Origin of the sequence: Undibacterium sp. Ji42W, from assembly GCF_049340405.1 — a bacterium.
Classification (GTDB): Bacteria; Pseudomonadota; Gammaproteobacteria; order Burkholderiales; family Burkholderiaceae_D; genus Undibacterium.
In genome coordinates this window covers 193,572-211,248 of record NZ_JBMPOV010000010.1, presented here as the reverse complement: position 1 = coordinate 211,248, position 17,677 = coordinate 193,572, and the positions used below count along the sequence as shown (strand labels likewise).

General features: G+C 50.0%; 17 protein-coding genes. 12 read left to right on the top strand and 5 right to left on the bottom strand.

What is annotated here, in order from left to right:
- Positions 1-39: 39 nt before the first annotated feature.
- From ACO0LG_RS21930 to ACO0LG_RS21920, 3 genes are all read right to left on the bottom strand, one after another.
- Positions 40-381, bottom strand: coding sequence for a hypothetical protein (locus tag ACO0LG_RS21930; RefSeq protein ID WP_423029683.1), 342 nt, complete (start codon positions 379-381; stop codon positions 40-42).
- Between the two features lie 285 nt (positions 382-666).
- Positions 667-3,627: a site-2 protease family protein gene (locus tag ACO0LG_RS21925; protein ID WP_423029682.1), complete on the bottom strand. Its 2,961-nt coding sequence runs from the start codon at positions 3,625-3,627 to the stop codon at positions 667-669.
- A gap of 391 nt (positions 3,628-4,018) precedes the next feature.
- Positions 4,019-4,402, bottom strand: a complete 384-nt coding sequence (locus ACO0LG_RS21920; protein WP_423029681.1) for a RidA family protein — start codon at positions 4,400-4,402, stop codon at positions 4,019-4,021.
- A gap of 75 nt (positions 4,403-4,477) precedes the next feature.
- Here ACO0LG_RS21920 and ACO0LG_RS21915 point away from each other — a divergent pair, with 75 nt between their 5' ends.
- Positions 4,478-5,191 (top strand): ArsR/SmtB family transcription factor, encoded by a 714-nt coding sequence (locus tag ACO0LG_RS21915; protein ID WP_423029680.1) that lies wholly within the window; start codon positions 4,478-4,480, stop codon positions 5,189-5,191.
- 7 nt (positions 5,192-5,198) lie between these two features.
- On the opposite strand, the gene ACO0LG_RS21910 is transcribed toward ACO0LG_RS21915, so the two are convergent.
- Positions 5,199-5,933: a helix-turn-helix domain-containing protein gene (locus tag ACO0LG_RS21910; protein WP_423029679.1), complete on the bottom strand. Its 735-nt coding sequence runs from the start codon at positions 5,931-5,933 to the stop codon at positions 5,199-5,201.
- 151 nt (positions 5,934-6,084) lie between these two features.
- Between ACO0LG_RS21910 and ACO0LG_RS21905 the strand changes: the two genes are divergently transcribed.
- From ACO0LG_RS21905 to sodC, 8 genes are all read left to right on the top strand, one after another.
- Positions 6,085-7,083: a 3-oxoacyl-[acyl-carrier-protein] synthase III C-terminal domain-containing protein gene (locus ACO0LG_RS21905; protein WP_423029678.1), complete on the top strand. Its 999-nt coding sequence runs from the start codon at positions 6,085-6,087 to the stop codon at positions 7,081-7,083.
- A 9-nt stretch (positions 7,084-7,092) separates the two neighbouring features.
- Positions 7,093-8,097, top strand: a complete 1,005-nt coding sequence (locus ACO0LG_RS21900) for an NAD-dependent epimerase/dehydratase family protein (RefSeq protein WP_423029677.1) — start codon at positions 7,093-7,095, stop codon at positions 8,095-8,097.
- Complete coding sequence (locus ACO0LG_RS21895) at positions 8,094-8,948, top strand: MBL fold metallo-hydrolase (protein ID WP_423029676.1); 855 nt, start codon at positions 8,094-8,096, stop codon at positions 8,946-8,948. The genes ACO0LG_RS21900 and ACO0LG_RS21895 overlap by 4 nt, the downstream gene beginning before the upstream one ends.
- Positions 8,945-10,309, top strand: coding sequence for a F390 synthetase-related protein (locus ACO0LG_RS21890; protein ID WP_423029675.1), 1,365 nt, complete (start codon positions 8,945-8,947; stop codon positions 10,307-10,309). The genes ACO0LG_RS21895 and ACO0LG_RS21890 overlap by 4 nt, the downstream gene beginning before the upstream one ends.
- A complete protein-coding gene (locus ACO0LG_RS21885; protein ID WP_423029674.1) occupies positions 10,302-11,459 on the top strand; it encodes an ATP-grasp domain-containing protein in 1,158 nt (385 codons plus the stop codon). The genes ACO0LG_RS21890 and ACO0LG_RS21885 overlap by 8 nt, the downstream gene beginning before the upstream one ends.
- Positions 11,456-12,577, top strand: coding sequence for a hypothetical protein (locus ACO0LG_RS21880; protein ID WP_423029673.1), 1,122 nt, complete (start codon positions 11,456-11,458; stop codon positions 12,575-12,577). Before ACO0LG_RS21885 ends, ACO0LG_RS21880 begins: the two co-directional genes overlap by 4 nt.
- Positions 12,574-13,593: a Rieske 2Fe-2S domain-containing protein gene (locus tag ACO0LG_RS21875; protein WP_423029672.1), complete on the top strand. Its 1,020-nt coding sequence runs from the start codon at positions 12,574-12,576 to the stop codon at positions 13,591-13,593. The genes ACO0LG_RS21880 and ACO0LG_RS21875 overlap by 4 nt, the downstream gene beginning before the upstream one ends.
- Positions 13,594-13,726: 133 nt before the next feature.
- Positions 13,727-14,239 (top strand): superoxide dismutase [Cu-Zn] SodC, encoded by a 513-nt coding sequence (sodC, locus tag ACO0LG_RS21870; RefSeq protein ID WP_423029671.1) that lies wholly within the window; start codon positions 13,727-13,729, stop codon positions 14,237-14,239.
- 64 nt (positions 14,240-14,303) lie between these two features.
- Here the strand turns inward: sodC and ACO0LG_RS21865 are convergent, their stop codons facing one another.
- Positions 14,304-15,599: a GNAT family N-acetyltransferase gene (locus tag ACO0LG_RS21865; RefSeq protein ID WP_423029670.1), complete on the bottom strand. Its 1,296-nt coding sequence runs from the start codon at positions 15,597-15,599 to the stop codon at positions 14,304-14,306.
- Positions 15,600-15,758: 159 nt separating this feature from the next.
- On the opposite strand from ACO0LG_RS21865, the gene ACO0LG_RS21860 reads away from it, so the two are divergent.
- From ACO0LG_RS21860 to ACO0LG_RS21850, 3 genes are all read left to right on the top strand, one after another.
- Positions 15,759-16,718: a ribonuclease Z gene (locus tag ACO0LG_RS21860; protein WP_423029669.1), complete on the top strand. Its 960-nt coding sequence runs from the start codon at positions 15,759-15,761 to the stop codon at positions 16,716-16,718.
- A gap of 141 nt (positions 16,719-16,859) precedes the next feature.
- Entirely contained in the window at positions 16,860-17,252 is a 393-nt protein-coding gene (locus tag ACO0LG_RS21855; RefSeq protein ID WP_423029668.1) for an MAPEG family protein, read from the top strand.
- A 19-nt stretch (positions 17,253-17,271) separates the two neighbouring features.
- Positions 17,272-17,652: a hypothetical protein gene (locus ACO0LG_RS21850; protein WP_423029667.1), complete on the top strand. Its 381-nt coding sequence runs from the start codon at positions 17,272-17,274 to the stop codon at positions 17,650-17,652.
- Positions 17,653-17,677: the final 25 nt, after the last annotated feature.

Genomic DNA, 17,677 nt, shown 5'->3' with positions numbered 1-17,677 from the left:
CAGGTACAACTCGGTCTGATTAAAGGTAAAACAGCTGGACTAAACGGGTTGCTGGATATCGCCGTTGTCATCAAATGAAATAATTCCTGTTCCACCATCGAGGCGTACATTCTTCGTAAAGCCCAGATCATTTTCGGCATCAAAAGTAAGCACTTCTACGGTATAGGTTTTTTTATCCCGGTCAAAAACAATGATCTCGCTCATACCATTGATGACATGGAAGTTGGTTGCCAAATGACTATTTTTTGAGATGGCAAAAGCAGTTCCTGTGCCTTGAAGGTCGCCCGCCCTGGCCTGCGCTTCATTGACATTGAACAGGATTATGCAACTAATGAATGACAGGCTAAAGTTGACGATTTTATTTTTGATGGAAGAATACATATTAGCGGTCGTATTTTGATCAAATCTCGTTTGGATGAGCAGATAATTGCAGGCAAATCAGGCAAGAGTATTGATTAAATCATTGATTGCTACAAGTGCAATTTATTTTCAGGCGACTTAAATCCCACATGCGTGGATGGAGTTGCACGACAATTTTTGTAACTGTCAGGTTACGGTATGAACATCAGTCAGTAATCAAATCCCAGGTGGGGGCTGAAATGTAGCGAAAGAAGCTTGATAAGAAACACAGCTGACATTAGTCAGGCTGTGCTTCATTTCTCAGCCTCAACGTGACATATGACCCATACCAGCGCGGGGCGTACAGTGGGTTTCTCTTTGTTCAATATTGAGCAGCGTTTGCTGTAACTGGTTTTTCCAGAGGCTTCCATAAGGATAGATTTTGCACGCCATTTCAGTATTGCCAGATCTCAGGTTGCCCGGTTCTGAATGTGCTTTGCGTTGAGCTTCCAGCAGGCGTTCGGCAATTTTGTCTGCTTCTCCCTGTTCACCTCGCGCACGCAGAGTTTCTATCAGCATCAGGTCGGCTGGCAAATTGCCTGCGGGCTGGTTACGTTGAATGTACAGGTCTATCAGCCAGATACCGGTGCCCGGCTCACGTAATTGAGTCAGCGCCATGGCTTCTTCTTTTGCCATTCTGTAATCTTTCTGCAACATGGCAATCATCCATTTGATCTGGTGGCGCTCTCTATTTGCCAGATCATTCTGGCCTGGCTGTTTTTCCTTGTCTGTAACAGGGCTGAGTAATGTCTGCGCTTCAGCAAATTTCTTTTTGTTGAGCAGTAACCAGGCTTCATCTATTTTTAAAGTGTGACAGAAAAAATCAGCTTTATCTTTGCTCTGACAGGCGTAGTCATCCTCAGCAGTTTGCAACTGATGTTCTGCATCATCGACCCGCCCGCTCTTGTAGTAAGCGCGTGCCAGCATCTGGTGTGCCTGCAAGAGTTGCGTGTCATCTTCAGTTTTTTCTTTGGCGAACAGGCTGACGACTTCTTCCTTTAATATTAGTTGTGCCGGGTTGTCGGGGTCTATGTCGCGTGCCTGCAAAACTTCGGCGAGTAAACGTGTATCACGCCTGTCACTTTGCGCGCGCAATCTTGCGCGCAAAATAGCTTCTGCTTCTTGCAGATAGTTGGCAACATCGGTCTCATTTTTTCTGGCATTTTCTGGCTCGTCCTGGTCGGACCAGTTGCGTATTGCATTTGCCATGGCCAAAGCGGCATCGGCATGCAGATAGGTCGCTTGCAGGGAATTATTATTTTCAGCGTAATAAATTTTGGCGATGCGCAAAGCATCTTCAGCATCATTGTCGCTGGCTTCATCCAGGACCGATCTGAGTATGGCCGTGCGCTCACTTCCCTGTGCTGCGGTAATTTTTTCGGCGCGCGCTTGTCTGGATGCCATTCGGTCTTCTTGCAAGGCGTCTGCACTATCCTTGTCTTCATGGCCCGCGATTGTGACGGGCTTGTTAGCATCACTGGACGCCAATAAAGAAGACAAGCCCTGGCCTGCCATGCTTAACATGGTCGTCGGTGCAGAATGAATAAAACTAAACAACATAGCCACGGGCAAAATGATGCAGACGATATACAAGCCCAGACCGGCACAGCTTTCCTTCCAGCCAGGCTGCCTTCCAAGATAGCGTTGCAGTAAAGTCTGGCCCACGGCAAGTTTGGTGGCATAGCTCCATTTACTGAAACTTGCGTGTCCTAGAAAATCAAATAAGTCGCCGGCAGCGTGAGCAAAACTTCTGTTGTTATCCGCTGTGCCGGTACTTTGCCTTGATAGTAGTGATGCTGCCTTGGCTAGCCTGTACTGAAATTGTGCACTGATGAGCGCGAGTATGCCTACGCCTAATAGGATCTTGTCACTGGAGTGCAAGCCATATGCCAGCATGGCCGCACCGCTGCATAGTGAGAACAAAAAACGTAACCATGGCAGGCGGGCCATGACCAGTAATTCGATTACTCGGCCGCCATCAAGTGGCAGCACAGGCAAGAGATTGAATCCATTCACAAGCAGTGAGGCCAGTGCTGCCATTGTCAGATATGGTCCCCAGACTGTATTCAGGATCGTTGGTTCTTTGACTACCAACGCAATACTGGCCAGTGAGAGCAGCAAGCCAGGCATGGGACCCGCCAGATACACCAGCATGTGCGTGAATGGGGCGGCTTCATGCTTTTCACCACTCGTCATACCTCCCATTCCTGGCACAAAAAATACCTGGACATCACGAAATCCGGCTAGCTTCATGGCTAGCCAATGTCCGCCTTCATGCAAGGCAATAACGCCACCGATCAGCAACGCGCCGGTAATACCCCACCACCATGTGCCAAGCGCCACGAAGGCGAGAGCAGACAAGACAAAACCGGTAGATTGATACCAGCGTGGTGCCAGCATGGAGCGCAGGGCACACAGGGTGCGGACGAAAGAATAGCGGTCACGCAATTGACGTGCAGCCCGCATATCTATCAGTGGTTTGGTGGCGGTGCTTGCATCACTTGGCGTGGGCCTTTGTTTTGCTGATTTAGGCGCACTTGCTTTGCGCATTTGCCATGCCATTTTCAGTGAAGGCCAGAAACGGAATCCATAAATACTTTCGTCGTCACTTTGGCTGCGTTGATAAACCTTGGCTTCTCTGTCCAGTCTTACCAGCCAGCGTTCTGCCAGATTTTGCGCAATTTTTGGCGCGTCGGCAGGATCACTGCGTTGTACGTTGATCATTTCACGTACATGGAGATGCGTTACCAGTTGACCAGCGAGGTCTGCGCTTTTATCGCTGATGACGGCTACCCTTGAGGGATAAGGTACCATGCTCTGCAACTGGCCATTGACAGTCAGCAAGGCCTTGCCATCGACATAGGTGTTCCACAGATAGACGGTGTACAGGCGTTGCTCGAAAGGTGATTCGCTGGGATAAACTTCGGCATGCACATCTTGCGCCAGATGATGATAAACGTCGCAATAGCTGGCAGGAATATCATCAGCCGCGATCATCGAGCGTTCACGCCAGCTATGCATGTAACGAAAACCAGCCAGCTCCATGTCAGTGCGGGCGGCATCCAGTACTGGTAACAGGTCGCCACTGGCTGCGCGCAGGCATGGCGTTTTACGTGGCGTCCATAATTGCAATTTCAGTAAACGGTTCATGCCTATGAGCAGAACCAGCACCTTCAGTAGCACAATAACGGCAATGACCGTCAAACCTACAACCCACAACAGGTCCATCCCAATTTCCACCCAATTCTCCACGCGCAAAGTATCAGCAGCATTGTCAGCTAAATAGTGTGAAATTGCGAGCGTGTGAATAGAATTAGGAGATAATTCAATCGAATAGATGACTGAAATTGCATGAATCCTGCGCGTTACAGCACTACTTTTTTCATTTCGATAATAATTATGAAATTAGGTTCTGCAAATGCTGGAATCACATGTCCTTATACAATTTACATTGGAGCAGCATGTTTATTTTCCGGATATTGCCCTGATATGTGATCGCGCCAGTATAAAAATACAAATAGATGTGGCGATGTTCTGGCATTTGCCAGGACATCGCCAATCAAATAGCAAGCCTCAATCAAGTATCAGGTAGGTGTCAAGGCAGGTATCAAGGTAAGTATCAATATTGGGCAGCGATAATTTCTATTTCCAGCAGAAAGCCTGGTTTGACCAAGGCTGGTGTGATCATCAACATGGACGCAGGGCGCGCGTCACCAAGATAATGACTGCGCACTTTGACATACTCTGCGATGTCGGATTGCCTGGTCAGATAATGGGTGACTTTGACGATATCAGCCATCGTCATCTTGCTGCTGTCCAGCATGCGGATAATATTGCGCCAGGCAAGTTCGGCCTGACCGGTAATGTCATCAGGCAAATTGCCATTTTCATCCAAACCCGGTGTGCCCGAGGTAAATAACCACCTGGCATGGACAGGCACTTCCTGCGCATCAGAGTATTTGCCGATCTGGCTGGCGATGCCGATATTGTGGGGAGTATGCATGGTCATCTTTCGTTGTGGATAGTGATGTACATTATGGGCAAGATGTCATCCCGACATTTCAGCCCAGGATGAAGTATGGACGACGCGCACAATATTTCCGGTATTATTCCCCGCATTGCCGCTTTGATGGCAGACCCTGTGCGTGCAGCCATACTATGGACACTGATTGATGGCACCACGCGTCCTGCAGGTGAACTGGCATTCGCAGCAAATGTGTCAGCACAGTCAGCCAGTGCGCATCTGGCGAGACTGGTGGAAGGTGGCTTATTATTGTCGCAGGCTCACGGGCGCCATCGTTATTTTCGTATTGCCAGCGCCGAAGCTGCCAGTCTTATAGAATCAATGGCAGTTCTTGGCGCTGCTATGCATACTAAGGCGTCACGCTATCCACCTCAGCCTGCGTTGGTGCGCACCATGCCTCCCCAGTTTTTGCATGCGCGGACTTGTTATGACCACCTCGCTGGCGAATTGGCTGTGCAATTACTGGATGCCATGTTGAAAGCAAAATGGCTGGAGCCAGAAGCTAAAGATTTCAAACTGACTTCATTGGGCCATGAAAAACTCGTCGCCATAGGTGTTGCTAGCCCTGAACATGGCAAGAGCCGTCGCGTGTATGCTCGATGCTGTATAGACCTGACGCAACGCCGCCCACATCTGGCGGGTGTATTGGGTGCGGAGTTATTGAATCTGTTTGTCAGGGAAGCCTGGATAATGCGTACATCACGTACGCGAGTGGTTAGTTTGACACCCAAAGGCCAGCAGGCTTTACGGCAAATTTTTGAAGCGTAATTATTTCTTAAAGACGACGCAGCGTTTTAAAGACCTGTGGTTCCCAAACGCGCATAGCGAAAAGCAGCCCGGTACCATGGCGTTGTGTGAGGGGCAGTGCCAGGCTTTCCTGATGCAGGTCAGCAAAATCCTGTTTCAACCTTCTTAATTTCGCCTGAAATTGCAGGGCGGCAGCATGCGTCAGCATGCCATTCAAAAAAACGAAACTATCATTGGCCGCATGAAAACCATCATCGACAAAATCTCCCAATGCCTGCTGCCGGAAAAGCTGGCGTATAGGTCCTTCTGGCAGCCAGTCAAAATCACGGCTGATATTGAGGCGTATGCGGTTGCCTGGCAACAGGTCGATCAGCCTGAGTTTATCGAGGCGCAGCAAGTGTTGCAGGCATGCCGGTTCTGAAATCTGGTAGGCCTTGACGATCTCTGACATGCTCCATTGATTCAATGTGCAAACTGCCACTAGCAATAAGATGTTGTCGGCGGACAGTTCTTTTTCTTGCTGCAAACTCAGATGCACGATACGGGGCTCGTCATTGCCTACTTCGTTGACCAGTTCGTGTATCGTCATGTCGGCCAGTGCTGCCAGTTGTGTCAGTCTTTCCAGCGATATGTTTCCATTTGAAAAAAGACGCTTGACCGTGGGCTCTGAGAGATAAAGTGCTGAGGCGATTTTGCGGTAAGTGTAGCCGCGTGATTTGAGCAGGCGCTTGAGTGTTGCCAGCAGGTGTTTAGCTTCGGTCATAAGGTGATATATGGAATTGGTATTAATATTTGATCCTTTTTAGATTATATGTCATCGATTTTTACAGAAATATTTATTTTTATGATGCTTTTGCTTATGATGGGCTCATTATATGAGTACACAATTGGGTGTTAGCCAGATGGAGAATTGTTTGAACACGCGTCATGTCAGGATCATAGGAAGTGGAATGGCTGTACCAGCACAGGAAGTCAGCAGTGCTGCGCTGGACGCCAAGCTGGGTTTAAGGGCCGGAACCAGCTTAAAAAAAACCGGCGTGCGCAGGCGCTTTTTATCGACCACAGAAACTGCCGCTCAATTGGCGGCGCGTGCCTGCACCCAGGCACTGCAAGATGCCGGCCTGGCATGGGAAGATATTGATTGTCTGGTCGCCACCTCGGCCACCATGGACCAGGCTTTGCCCTATAACGCTGCCCTGATTCATGCCGAGTTAAAATTGTCTGGCCACCGCACCACGACTTTTGATATCGGTGCCAGTTGCATGTCTTTTCTGACTGGCCTTGATACCATGAGTTACCTGGTTGACTGCGGGCGCTACAAAAACGTGATACTGGTGTCATCAGACATCGCCACTTTTGGGCTGGACTGGAATAACCTGACAGAATGCGGTATTTTTGGCGATGGCGCAGCAGCGGTAGTGATACGGCGCTCATTGCCGACGGAGTCGTCCCGCATATTGTCGTCGCGCAGTGTCACAATATCTGCCGGGGTAGAGCATTGCAAAATACCAGCTGGTGGTTCGCGCTACCATCCGCGCAGGATATCGACATCGATTGATCCCTTGTCAGTTTTCCAGATGGAAGGGCGCTCGGCCTTTAAACTTATCGCGGCTGAAATGTCTGGTTTTGTAGAAGGTTTGCTAGCAACTGCCGATGTGAAGATGAAACAGATCACTAAGATAGTGCCGCATCAGGCCAGCCAACTGGCCATACATCATTTGACCAAGCGTCTGGAAGTATCCGGTGAAAAGGTCATGAATATTTTTGCGGACTATGGCAATCAGGTAGGCGCTTCTCTGCCGACGGCATTGCATCTTTGTAGAGCAGGGCAGCAAGTGAAAAGAGGTGACAGCATGATGTTGATAGGTTCAGGCGCAGGCCTGACATTGGGTGGCATGGTACTGGTTTACTGATGCATTGATATGAAAATTCTTATTACGGGTGGCACAGGTTTTCTGGGGCGGCATTTGGTGTGGCAATTCGCAAGAGATGGCCATGAGATCTTGTTCACGGGGCGCAATGCAGATGCCGCCCGCAGCATAGCGCTGGCTGCGGCAAAGCCAATTGAGTTCATTTCTCTCGAACATGGTAGCAAGCGTGCGCGTGAACAATTACTGGCTTGCAGCAGGGACGCTGATGTACTGATACACAGCGCAGCACTGACTTCGCCCTGGGGTAGCGACCTTGCTTTTCGCCGTGCCAATGTCGCATCCACCAGCGAAGTGCTGGCGGCATGCCAGGCAAATGCCATTCCTTGCCTGATCAATATTTCTTCGCCCAGCATTTATTTTAAATTTCGCGATCAGTTGAGCATACGCGAAGATAGTGTCTTGCCAGCAGGTGTAAACGAATATGCGCGCAGCAAGCAACAGGCTGAACGACTGGTCATCGCTGCGGCTATACCTTTGCGCGTAACACTCAGACCCAGAGCCATCTTCGGTCCCTGGGATAATGCCTTGCTGCCGCGCTTGCTACGCCTGCTAAGGTATGGACGATTGCCATTGTTGAGGGGCGGGCGGGCTTTGCTGGATATGACCTATGCTGATAATGTCGTTCACGCTGTCAAGTTGTCCATGAAGCTGGTACCATCAGACACAGCACAGATATTCAATATTTCCAATGGTGAGCCGATTGCCGCTGCTGACTTGTTTGCAAAAATGGCGGAGCAATTTGGTATTCCCTTGCACACGGTACAACGGCCTTATATCGTGGCTGACCTGTTTGCCCGCTTGCTGGAATGTGCTGCAAAAATCAGGCCGCAGTGGGAGCCGCCATTTACCCGTTATTCACTGGCAACCCTGGCTTATTCACAAACCCTGGATTTGTCGCGCGCACGCGATCTACTAGGATACAGTCCTGTTGTGACGCTTGACGAAGGCATAGCCCGCACCGCGCAGTGGTGGAAGCAGCAAGGTGTACAGGCATGATCACGCAGCGTCTTCAATTCCATTGGCTGAAAGCCGGACATTGCCATCATCCAGAATGTGTTGCCATGCGTGGCGGGCGCTGGCAGAGCGTGATGTTTCCTGCCTTGTGTGGTTTACTGATACATCCATCACGCGGAAATATCCTGTTTGATACTGGTTATAGCCAGCAATTCCTGCAGGCGACCCAGCCATTTCCTGAGCGCCTGTACCGCTGGACGACGCCGATGACACTGGCACCGGAAGAAGTCTTGACCCAACAACTTTCACAATTGGGCATACAGGCGAGCGATATCAATTATGTCGTGATCTCACACATGCATGGTGACCATATTGCCGGGCTGCGCGATTTTCCCAATGCTAAGTTAATCATCTCGCGCGCTGAATACGATAGTGCCAGCAGCATGTCGCGCGTGAGTGGTTTGATGCACGGTTTTCTTTCTGCCTTGCTGCCACCAGATTTTGCCGACAGGGTGATTTTTGTGGAGGACAGTACTTACCTGGATCTACCTGTCGAGCTTGCTGCGCTTGGTACCGGTTTTGATATTTTTGGCGATGGCAGCCTGATTGCCATACCCTTGCCTGGTCACTCCCAAGGGCAGATAGGTGTCAGCTTCAAGCGTCATGATGACAGACGTATTTTCCTGGTCGCGGATGCCTGCTGGTCTATGGATGCGTTGAAAAAAAATCAGTTGCCGACCTGGTTTGCCAGCCGCATTTTTAGCAGTGTCAGGCAATATCAACAAAGTTTTTTGGGTTTGCGAAAAGTAGCCGCCATAGCAGATGGCGCATTGCTACTGCCTTCACATTGTCAGCAAAGCTGGGAGCAGTTGAATGATGGGCAGCAAACATGAAATTGACTGATCTTTGCAGACTGGTATTTCATTTTGTCAGGACACGCTGGCTATTACGCTTTTCTAGCAGGATTGCTTTGCAAGCATGGCAACAAAAAAAGATTGCAGCCTTTCTCAAGCAGCAATTGCCATTGACGCCGTTTTATCAACAGTATGCTGGTTTGACTTTGCAAGAATTACCTGTAATCGATAAAACCATTGCGCTCGAATATTTCCATCAGATGAATGTGGCGAATATCAGTTTGGAACAGGCCAGCGCTATTGCAATGCAGGGTGAAAATAGCCGTAATTTTTCTGCTGAACTGGATGGAATTACCGTTGGTTTGTCCAGCGGTACTCAAGGTCCACGCGGTGTCTTTTTGACTTCAAGTAAAGAACGCGCGAAATGGGCAGGCATCATGATGGCCAGAACCTTGCCTGCGGATTTGTTACTCAAGCTGATTTTTTCCTCGGCACCAATTAAGATCGCCTTCTTCCTGCGGGCTAACAGCACTCTTTATACCACCCTGAATAGCAAGCGCATACATTTCAAGTTTTATGATTTATATAAAGGAGTGGACCTACATCTGCCAGAACTGCAAATGCAGATGCCGACAATATTGGTCGCCCCTGCACATATCTTGAGTCGTCTTGCTGAATTGAAGTTACAAGGCGATTTGCCTATATCACCCCAGCGCGTCATTTCCGTGGCTGAGGTATTGGAGCCAGACGACAAGTTGCGCATAGAAGCCGCATTTGGCCTGCCTGTGCATCAGCTTTACCAATGTACAGAGGGTTTTCTAGCCTACACTTGCGAACGGGGTGTCTTGCATTTGAATGAAGAGTTTGTCCACATAGAACCAGAATGGCTGGATCAGGAGAAAACCCGCTTTGTTCCCGTCATCACTGACTTTACCCGGCTCACCCAAAAAATCATACGCTACAGGCTCAATGATGTATTGCGCATTCTTGATACGCCATGCCAGTGTGGCCGTGTCAGTCTGGCGCTGGCGGCAATAGAGGGGCGTTGCGATGACATATTGTGGTGGCAAAAGTGCGATAGCCAGGAGCTGGTCGCGGTCTATCCCGATATGCTCAGGCATGCTATTACCATGGCGTCAATCAGCTTGCCTGATTACCGGATGGAACAACATGGCAATGAATTGCGAATTGCTATCGAATCTGGTCAGGCTGCAATGATGGACGAAATGACTGAGGTCGTCACAGGTCTGACAAACCGCCTGGGACTACGTCCCCCCATTTTTAAAAGCATGACTTATGTAGCTGGAGAGGCGAGTAGTAAGCGTCGGCGCATACGCTGCGTAAGTCGCACTGACACGCAGAAAATCATTGAAGAAAATGCAGAGGTGGTACATGCCTAATGTCTTGATACTGGGCGGCAGGGCACCGGTGGCACTTGATCATGCGCGCCGTTTTTCTCAACAGGGCTGGGCTGCTTATATCGCAGACAGTGTGCCTTGTCGTTTATCTGGCTGGTCATCGGCGGTAAAAGCCAGCATACAGCTGGCTGCACCCAGCCATCATCCTCAGGCATTTATCGATGGCTTGAATCGGGCAATAGCGCAATATCAAATTGATTTGCTCATGCCGACTTGCGAGGAAGTATTTTTTCTTTCGCGCTATAGAAAATACCTGCCTGTCAGTGTCAGGGTGCTGGTCGATGATTTTGATAAATTACGGACTCTCCACAGCAAATGGCATTTTCTGAAACTGGCAGAGCAATATGGTGGCAACCCGCCACCCAGCAGCCTCGTTCACAGTGTTGAACAGGCCCGTGCGTGGGCTGGTAATACACCATTGGTACTCAAACCTGAATATTCCCGCTTTGGTGTGCATGTCCGTCTCCACCCACAAGGCATGCCTGACAACGAATCCCCATTGGGGCAGCAGGGAGCTTGGGTGGCGCAACATTTTAAGCCCGGACGCGAACTCTGTTCATACAGCGTTGCTGACCAGGGGCGCTTGCTGGCCCACGTCGTGTATGAACCCAGGCACAGACTGGGCAAGAGTTCCAGTTTTTACTTTGCACCCTATGATGCGCCGCTGATATGCGATGTCGTCACAAAGCTGGTGGCAGCAATCAACTACACAGGGCAGATATCATTTGACTGGATAGAGTCACCGGATGGCATACCCAGCGTGATTGAATGTAACCCCAGGGCTGTCAGCGGTGTACATCTGTTTCGGATACAGGATGCCCTGCCATCTGCACTGGCAGGGCAACTGGACGCCTGTGTGCAGCCATCTGGGACAACGCCACGCATGCTGACAGCGATCATGTTGAGTGCGGGGCTGATAAAGGCAATACAAGAGAAAAAATTGCATGCATGGTGGGCTGACTATAAAACAGCGGTTGAAGTGATAGGAGTCGCGCAAGATCGTTTGCCTTTGCTTGGTGCATTGGCTGATATGAGTTCATTCGCCCTCATAGCATGGCAACAAAAATGCTCCATACGTGAAGCCGCAACTAGAGACATAGAGTGGGACGGACAGGAGTTGGCTGAACCATGATGCTTGTTGAGCAAAACCAGATAGGCCATGAATTTACTGCCAGCGCAGAGAAGTTTGCGCAAATTCATACCAGCCATGCGCGCGCAACATTGATCAATAATGTGCATGCAGATATGGATGTGCTGCGGTTTGATGATCTGGTTTTGCCAGTGACGGTGAACTCAGGTAAATTCAATGATGCCTGGGTGTGTTCGCCCCTGACTACTTACTGGCGTTATGCGCAAGAGGAAATGTCGCGCTACGCCCATGTCATGGGCGGGTTCTTGTTTTCATCGATCTGCCATGTGTATGGATATTTATTGAAATTTGCGAGGATAGACAAGGCTGTCACCATCAATAACTGGGCCTTGAGCACCAATATTTATCCAGAATTTAGTAACAAAGAAGCGTTGATGCAAATGATTGCGAGCGCCCGCGAGAAGTGGCCAGGCCACGGCATCTGGTTTCGTTCACTGAACCAGGAACTAAATGCTGACTGGCTCAGCGCTTTGCGTGAACAGGGGTTTACGTTAATACCAAGTCGCCAGGTATATTTGTTTGACGATCTTGCACGTAGTGTCAGGCAACATGCGAATTTGCAGCGTGACATGCATTTACTCAAATCGACGACGCTATTACGTATCTGCGACAGCGAAATCCGGCAGCAGGACTATGTCCGTATTGCAGAGTTGTACAAGCTACTTTATATGGATAAATATTCACAGCTCAATCCAGAATATACAGCTAGTTTCATGCAAGCCTGGCATGCAACAGGTCTCTTGCATTTTTACGGTTTTAAATCAGATGATGGTGTGCTGCAAGCTGTTGTCGGTTTATTTCAACTGCAGGGCGTCGCGACTGCACCCATCGTCGGCTATAACACAGCACTGCCCCTTGAACTTGGCTTATACCGCTTGCTCATGGCTGCCGTATTCGAGCATGCAATCAAAAACAAACTGATCGTCAATCTCAGTGCCGGCGCTGCGCATTTCAAACGCTTGCGTGGCGGTAAGCCCGCTATTGAATACAGTGCGGTATGGTCTGCACATTTACCCATACGAACGCGGGCAGTTATTGCATGCCTGGGCTGGCTGACGACAAAAATAGGCATTCCTGTCATGAAGAAATATCAATTATGAACGGGCAGTGGAAGCCTGCTGTTTATACACACTGGTTCGTCGCTGCCTGCAGTGCTGATATCAGGCAAAAACCAGTGGCGGTGACGGTACTTGATAAGCCGCTGGTATTGGTGCGCCTGCAATCTGGTGAGTTGCTGGCGCTTGAAGATCGCTGCCCACACCGGCAGGTACCCTTGTCGCAAGGCCGGATGACCGCAGAGGGCTTGCAATGCCCTTACCATGGCTGGACCTTTGGTAGTGGCGGGCGCTGTGTCAAACTGCCTGGCTTGCCGTCGCATGCTTGCCTGCCCCAAGTTGGCGCGCGTGCTTTTGATGTCAAAGAATTTGATGCGTTGATCTGGGTGAGGCTGGCGAGGCATGCTGATGTCGAAAGAGAGTTGCCCAAACTGATTACTGATTTACCAGCGGGGTCCAGGCGGTTTCTGTGGCAAACCCGTTGGTCTTCACATATCGTTAATGCACTGGAAAATTTTCTTGATCCCTTGCACACGCATTTTGTTCATCCTGGCCTGGTGCGCAAAGATAATCAGCGCAACAGCGTAGAAGCACTTCTCACTGAGACTGCAGATGGTTTTTTCGTGGATTATCGCGGGCAGTTGCAGCAATCTGGCATACTCTATAGATTATTTGAATCCGCCCGAATCTCGGAGCGGGCTTATTATGCGCATGCGGGTTCAACCCAGATTGAATATCGCTATCAGGATGGCAGCATAGTACGTATCAGCCTGCATTTCACGCCACAGTCTGCGGATGTGACGCACGTATTTGCCACTATGCATATTGAAAACCGCTGGGCACCAGCCTGGCTATTGCGCTTGCTGGTGTGGCCCTTCCTGAAGCGGGTTGCCTCGCAGGATGCGCAGGTACTTGCCTTGCAAACGCAAAATCTGCAGAGATTTCCAGACGCCCGCCATGCCTCGACCGAGCTTGATCTGGTGCGTCCTTATATTGAAAAATTCTGGCTGGATAGTGATAGCAAGCTGCCGCAAAGCAATAGCATTACCTTATATTTGTAACGCCATGTAAGGCCCGGCTATAAGCGGCTTTTCGAAATTGCCAATCGCATGCCAGTCGCGTATATTTTCATTCCATACGTTACGATGTTGGCGTTGATTGTATTTCTTTAAGGTAAAAGAAGGTAATAAGACCATGAAAACCAAATTAATTTTTTGCTTGTTAAGCGCCTTGCCACTGATCGCAGCGGCGGATGTCACTGTGAACATGAACCAGGTTAGTGAGGCTGGTGTCGGCACCAAACTGGGGCAGGTTGTTGTCTCTGAAAGCAAATACGGCCTGGTGTTTACGCCTGCCTTGACAGGATTGACACCTGGCTTGCATGGTTTCCATGTACACCAGAATGCAGATTGCAGCGCCAAGGAAAAAGATGGCAAGCTGGTTGCTGCCCTGGGTGCAGGTGGCCATTATGATCCAGAAAACAGCAATCGCCATGGCACGCCGTGGGGCGATGGTCATGCTGGCGATTTGCCACCTTTGTATGTCGATGCCAGTGGCAATGCCAACCAGCCTGTACTGGCACCACGTTTGAAACTGACTGACCTCAGGGGTCGCTCACTAATGATACACATAGGTGGCGACAACCACTCTGATCACCCCGCAGTATTAGGCGGCGGCGGCGCGCGCGTAGTGTGCGGCGTATCCTGATTTATTGCGTTTATCGCTTATCGTTCAAGCTGCTGAAGACAGCAGCTTGAGCGAGGTTTCAGGATTATGCTTCAGCTTTGGCCGCTTTTTCTTTTTTGAAAGGATTGCGGCCAGGTGCATCTTCATGTTCTATACCCAGTAGCAGGCGTTTCATGAGTTTGTTCAGTACGGGTTGACGGTGGCGTACAAATACGCCAAAGGTTTGTGGCTTGGCACCCAGTGCAGCCTTGGGTTCCAGTGCTGTGCGGCCATAAGAAATACGTTTGCAACCCAGGTCTATCGCGTCGGCAATGCCTGCATGCAGCAGGCGCAGGTAGATGGGCAATTCTTCTGCGGCGGCGCGGTCAAAACCTATGTGATAGGCAATCGCCGTGTCACCGTCTGCGACGGAAATCAAGAAGCCCAACAAGCGGCCATCGCGCTTGATGACGCTGCACCTGAAATTGTCGCCAGCGGCGGCCTGCAAGACAGGAAAGTATTCAGGCAATAATTCAAATGGACGGAAGTTGGCATTCACCTGTACCGCCTTGTACAGCGCAAAGATATCGTTAAGCACCGGGCTCAGGTCATCCAGCCTTTCTACGCTGCAGCCAGCTTCATCAAGTGGTTTGAAGATGGCATTGCGGATATTGCTGCGGTATTTGGATGCGAGGCTGGCGAGATAGTCATCATAGTTTTTCCAGGCGGGTGCCAGCTCAAGCACCATGTTAGGCTCAGTTTCTACATAGCGGTAACTGAGATTTTCCAGATGGGCTGCCTGGTCTATGTAAGGATCATGTAAATCCTTGATCATGACAAAATGGGTTTTACCCGCGAGTTTTTCTGCTTGGCGCACGCGGTATAACACTTCGACCACGCCATGCCATGCCAGCTTGGGGTCAACATCTTTGGCAAAGGCAATGCCGTGCTGCCCAAAGGTCAGGAAATTGCCGCAACTGAGTATGCGCTGTTTGGCATGCTGGGCCAGTTGGTCCAGTGGCAGTGCCCATTTTTTATCCGTGTCAGTTGATTTTTCTGGCCTTGCCTGCGCGAGGCTGATATCGGCAATTTGCATATACACGGCGGCAACCGGTTGGCGGTCTGCGCCCGTGCCATCAAAAATCAGGGCATAGCGGGCTGAGAGATTAAGTGGTAATACCTGTTCGAGTGCGCCCAGATATTCCAGCGACATGAAAAAACCGGATTGTGCCGCCAGTTCCTGCCAGGAGTTTGCATCAAGCATGCTGATGGAGTCAGCAATGGCATAATACAAGTCAGCAGGGCCACGCAGACGCTTGCGTTCTTTCTGGCGTTCTCTCAAAGCATTGGTAACGGCACTGGTAACAGACTGCAGGGATTGCAGGGCAGCAGGAAGTTTCATGTCTCAGATAGATGATGAATAGTGAGCTTGCATCATAAGCGCAAAACAGCATACAGAATAGTATGCGAAAGACTGTATTGTTAGAATTTGCAACAGACTAGCATTCAAATGCAAGCGGCGGAAATCGGCAAAAAACAGAGAATCAAGTTTAAGGAAATTGTGGATATTTTATTTTTAGGCACCTCGGCAGGTGCACCTACCCGACAACGCAATGTCACTGGCCTGGCTCTATTGCCTGACCAGGGCAGTGAATGGTATCTGGTTGATTGTGGCGAAGCTACCCAGCATCAGATATTGCATACCTCTTTATCCATCCATGGTTTGCAAGCGATTTTCATCACCCATGTGCATGGCGATCACTGTTATGGTTTACCAGGTTTGCTGGCCAGCGCTGCCATGCATGGTCGCAAAGCCCCTTTGCAGATCATTGCACCTGCAGGTATACAACACTGGTTGCAGGTAACGCATGCAATGTCAGAATCTTTCTTGCCGTATGAATTGCTATTCACGGACGTTGAGCATATAGATGTCTGGCAGGATCATACCGTGACAGTGCAGGCAATCAAATTGTCACACCGTGTGCCCTCGCATGGCTATCGTTTTAGTGAGAAGCATACTGAAGCAGTACTGGATACTGCCAAACTGCAAGCCGAGGGCGTACCTGCGGGCCCGGTCTGGGGGCGTTTGAAAAAGGGTGAAGACGTCATTCATGAGGGGAAAAAATTAATCAGCCACGATTATTTGCATCACCCTTATCCGCTACGAAGCATCATCGTCGGTGGTGATAATGACCAGCCAGGCTTGTTAATGGAAGCCAGTCAGCAAGCCCATGTGCTGGTACATGAAGCGACTTATACAGAAGAAGTAGCAGAGAAAGTGAGCGCGCGCGTCCAGCATTGTTCTGCTGCCGCCGTTGCCAGCTTTGCCGCTACTGCTGCCTTGCCCAACCTGGTGCTAACGCATTTCAGTGCGCGCTATCAGCATGACAGCGAGAGGTCACCATTCATAGGCGATATAGAGACAGAGGCGAGGGCGCATTATCAGGGCAATCTGTTTCTGGCTGAGGACTTCGCGCGTTTTCGCCTGGATAAAACAGGAGTTTTAAGCAGGATTGCATAAAACTGTTGCTGTTCTCATGCCAAAAATTGAGCTTGTTGAAAAAATAAGCACAAGTGCTTGTTGTCATAGCATAATCGCTGGCACCGGGCGCTGATATAGTCGCCCGGTCGATGATAATCCAACCTGAGACGAGGAGCGAGCATGAAAACAGAATTGCTGTACCTGAGCTATGTCACCATATTGACTGGCGTATTATGGATACCTTATATACTTGACCGTGTGCTGACCTGTGGCCTGCTGGCAGCGGTTGGTTATCCAGATAACAGCAAGCCTCAATCAAAGTGGGCAGTGCGCCTGATGAAGGCGCATAGCAATGCGGTAGAAAACCTGGTGGTGTTCGCTACCCTGATCCTGCTGGCCAATGCCATGAATTTCTCCAATGCGGTAATTGCCAATGCCAGTATGCTCTACTTTGCTGCCCGTCTAGTACATGCGGTGTGTTATACCCTTGGCATACCTTGGGTGCGTACGCTGGCCTTTTTAACTGGTGTGGTCGCGCAGGCCATGGTTGCCGTGCAATTGCTGGTGCATTAGTCAGACGTGATGGGACGCCATGATTGAATTTTTCTTTGAAATTCTATTGCAGCTGGTCTTTGAAATTCTTGAGCTGGTGTTCACCACAGGGATAGAGAAGCGTGAGCGTGGGCCACGCTCTCCTCTTGTGGCAGCGATTATGTATGCCGTACTCGGTTTCATTGCAGGTTTCGCCAGCATATGGATATTTCCGCAGGCATTCATTCATAGCAGTGTCGGGCGCATCATCAACCTGATATTGACGCCGTTGTTGATGGGTTTGCTGGCCGCAGTTTTTGCCGCATGGCGTACTGGTGATGGCTTGCGTCTCTGGCGTTTCATCAATGCATATGTGTTTGCATTGTCACTGGCGCTGGTGCGGTTTGTCTTTGCAAGCCATTGCATGACCTGCGCGCAATGATGCATTGATGCCTTGTGCCTGCACC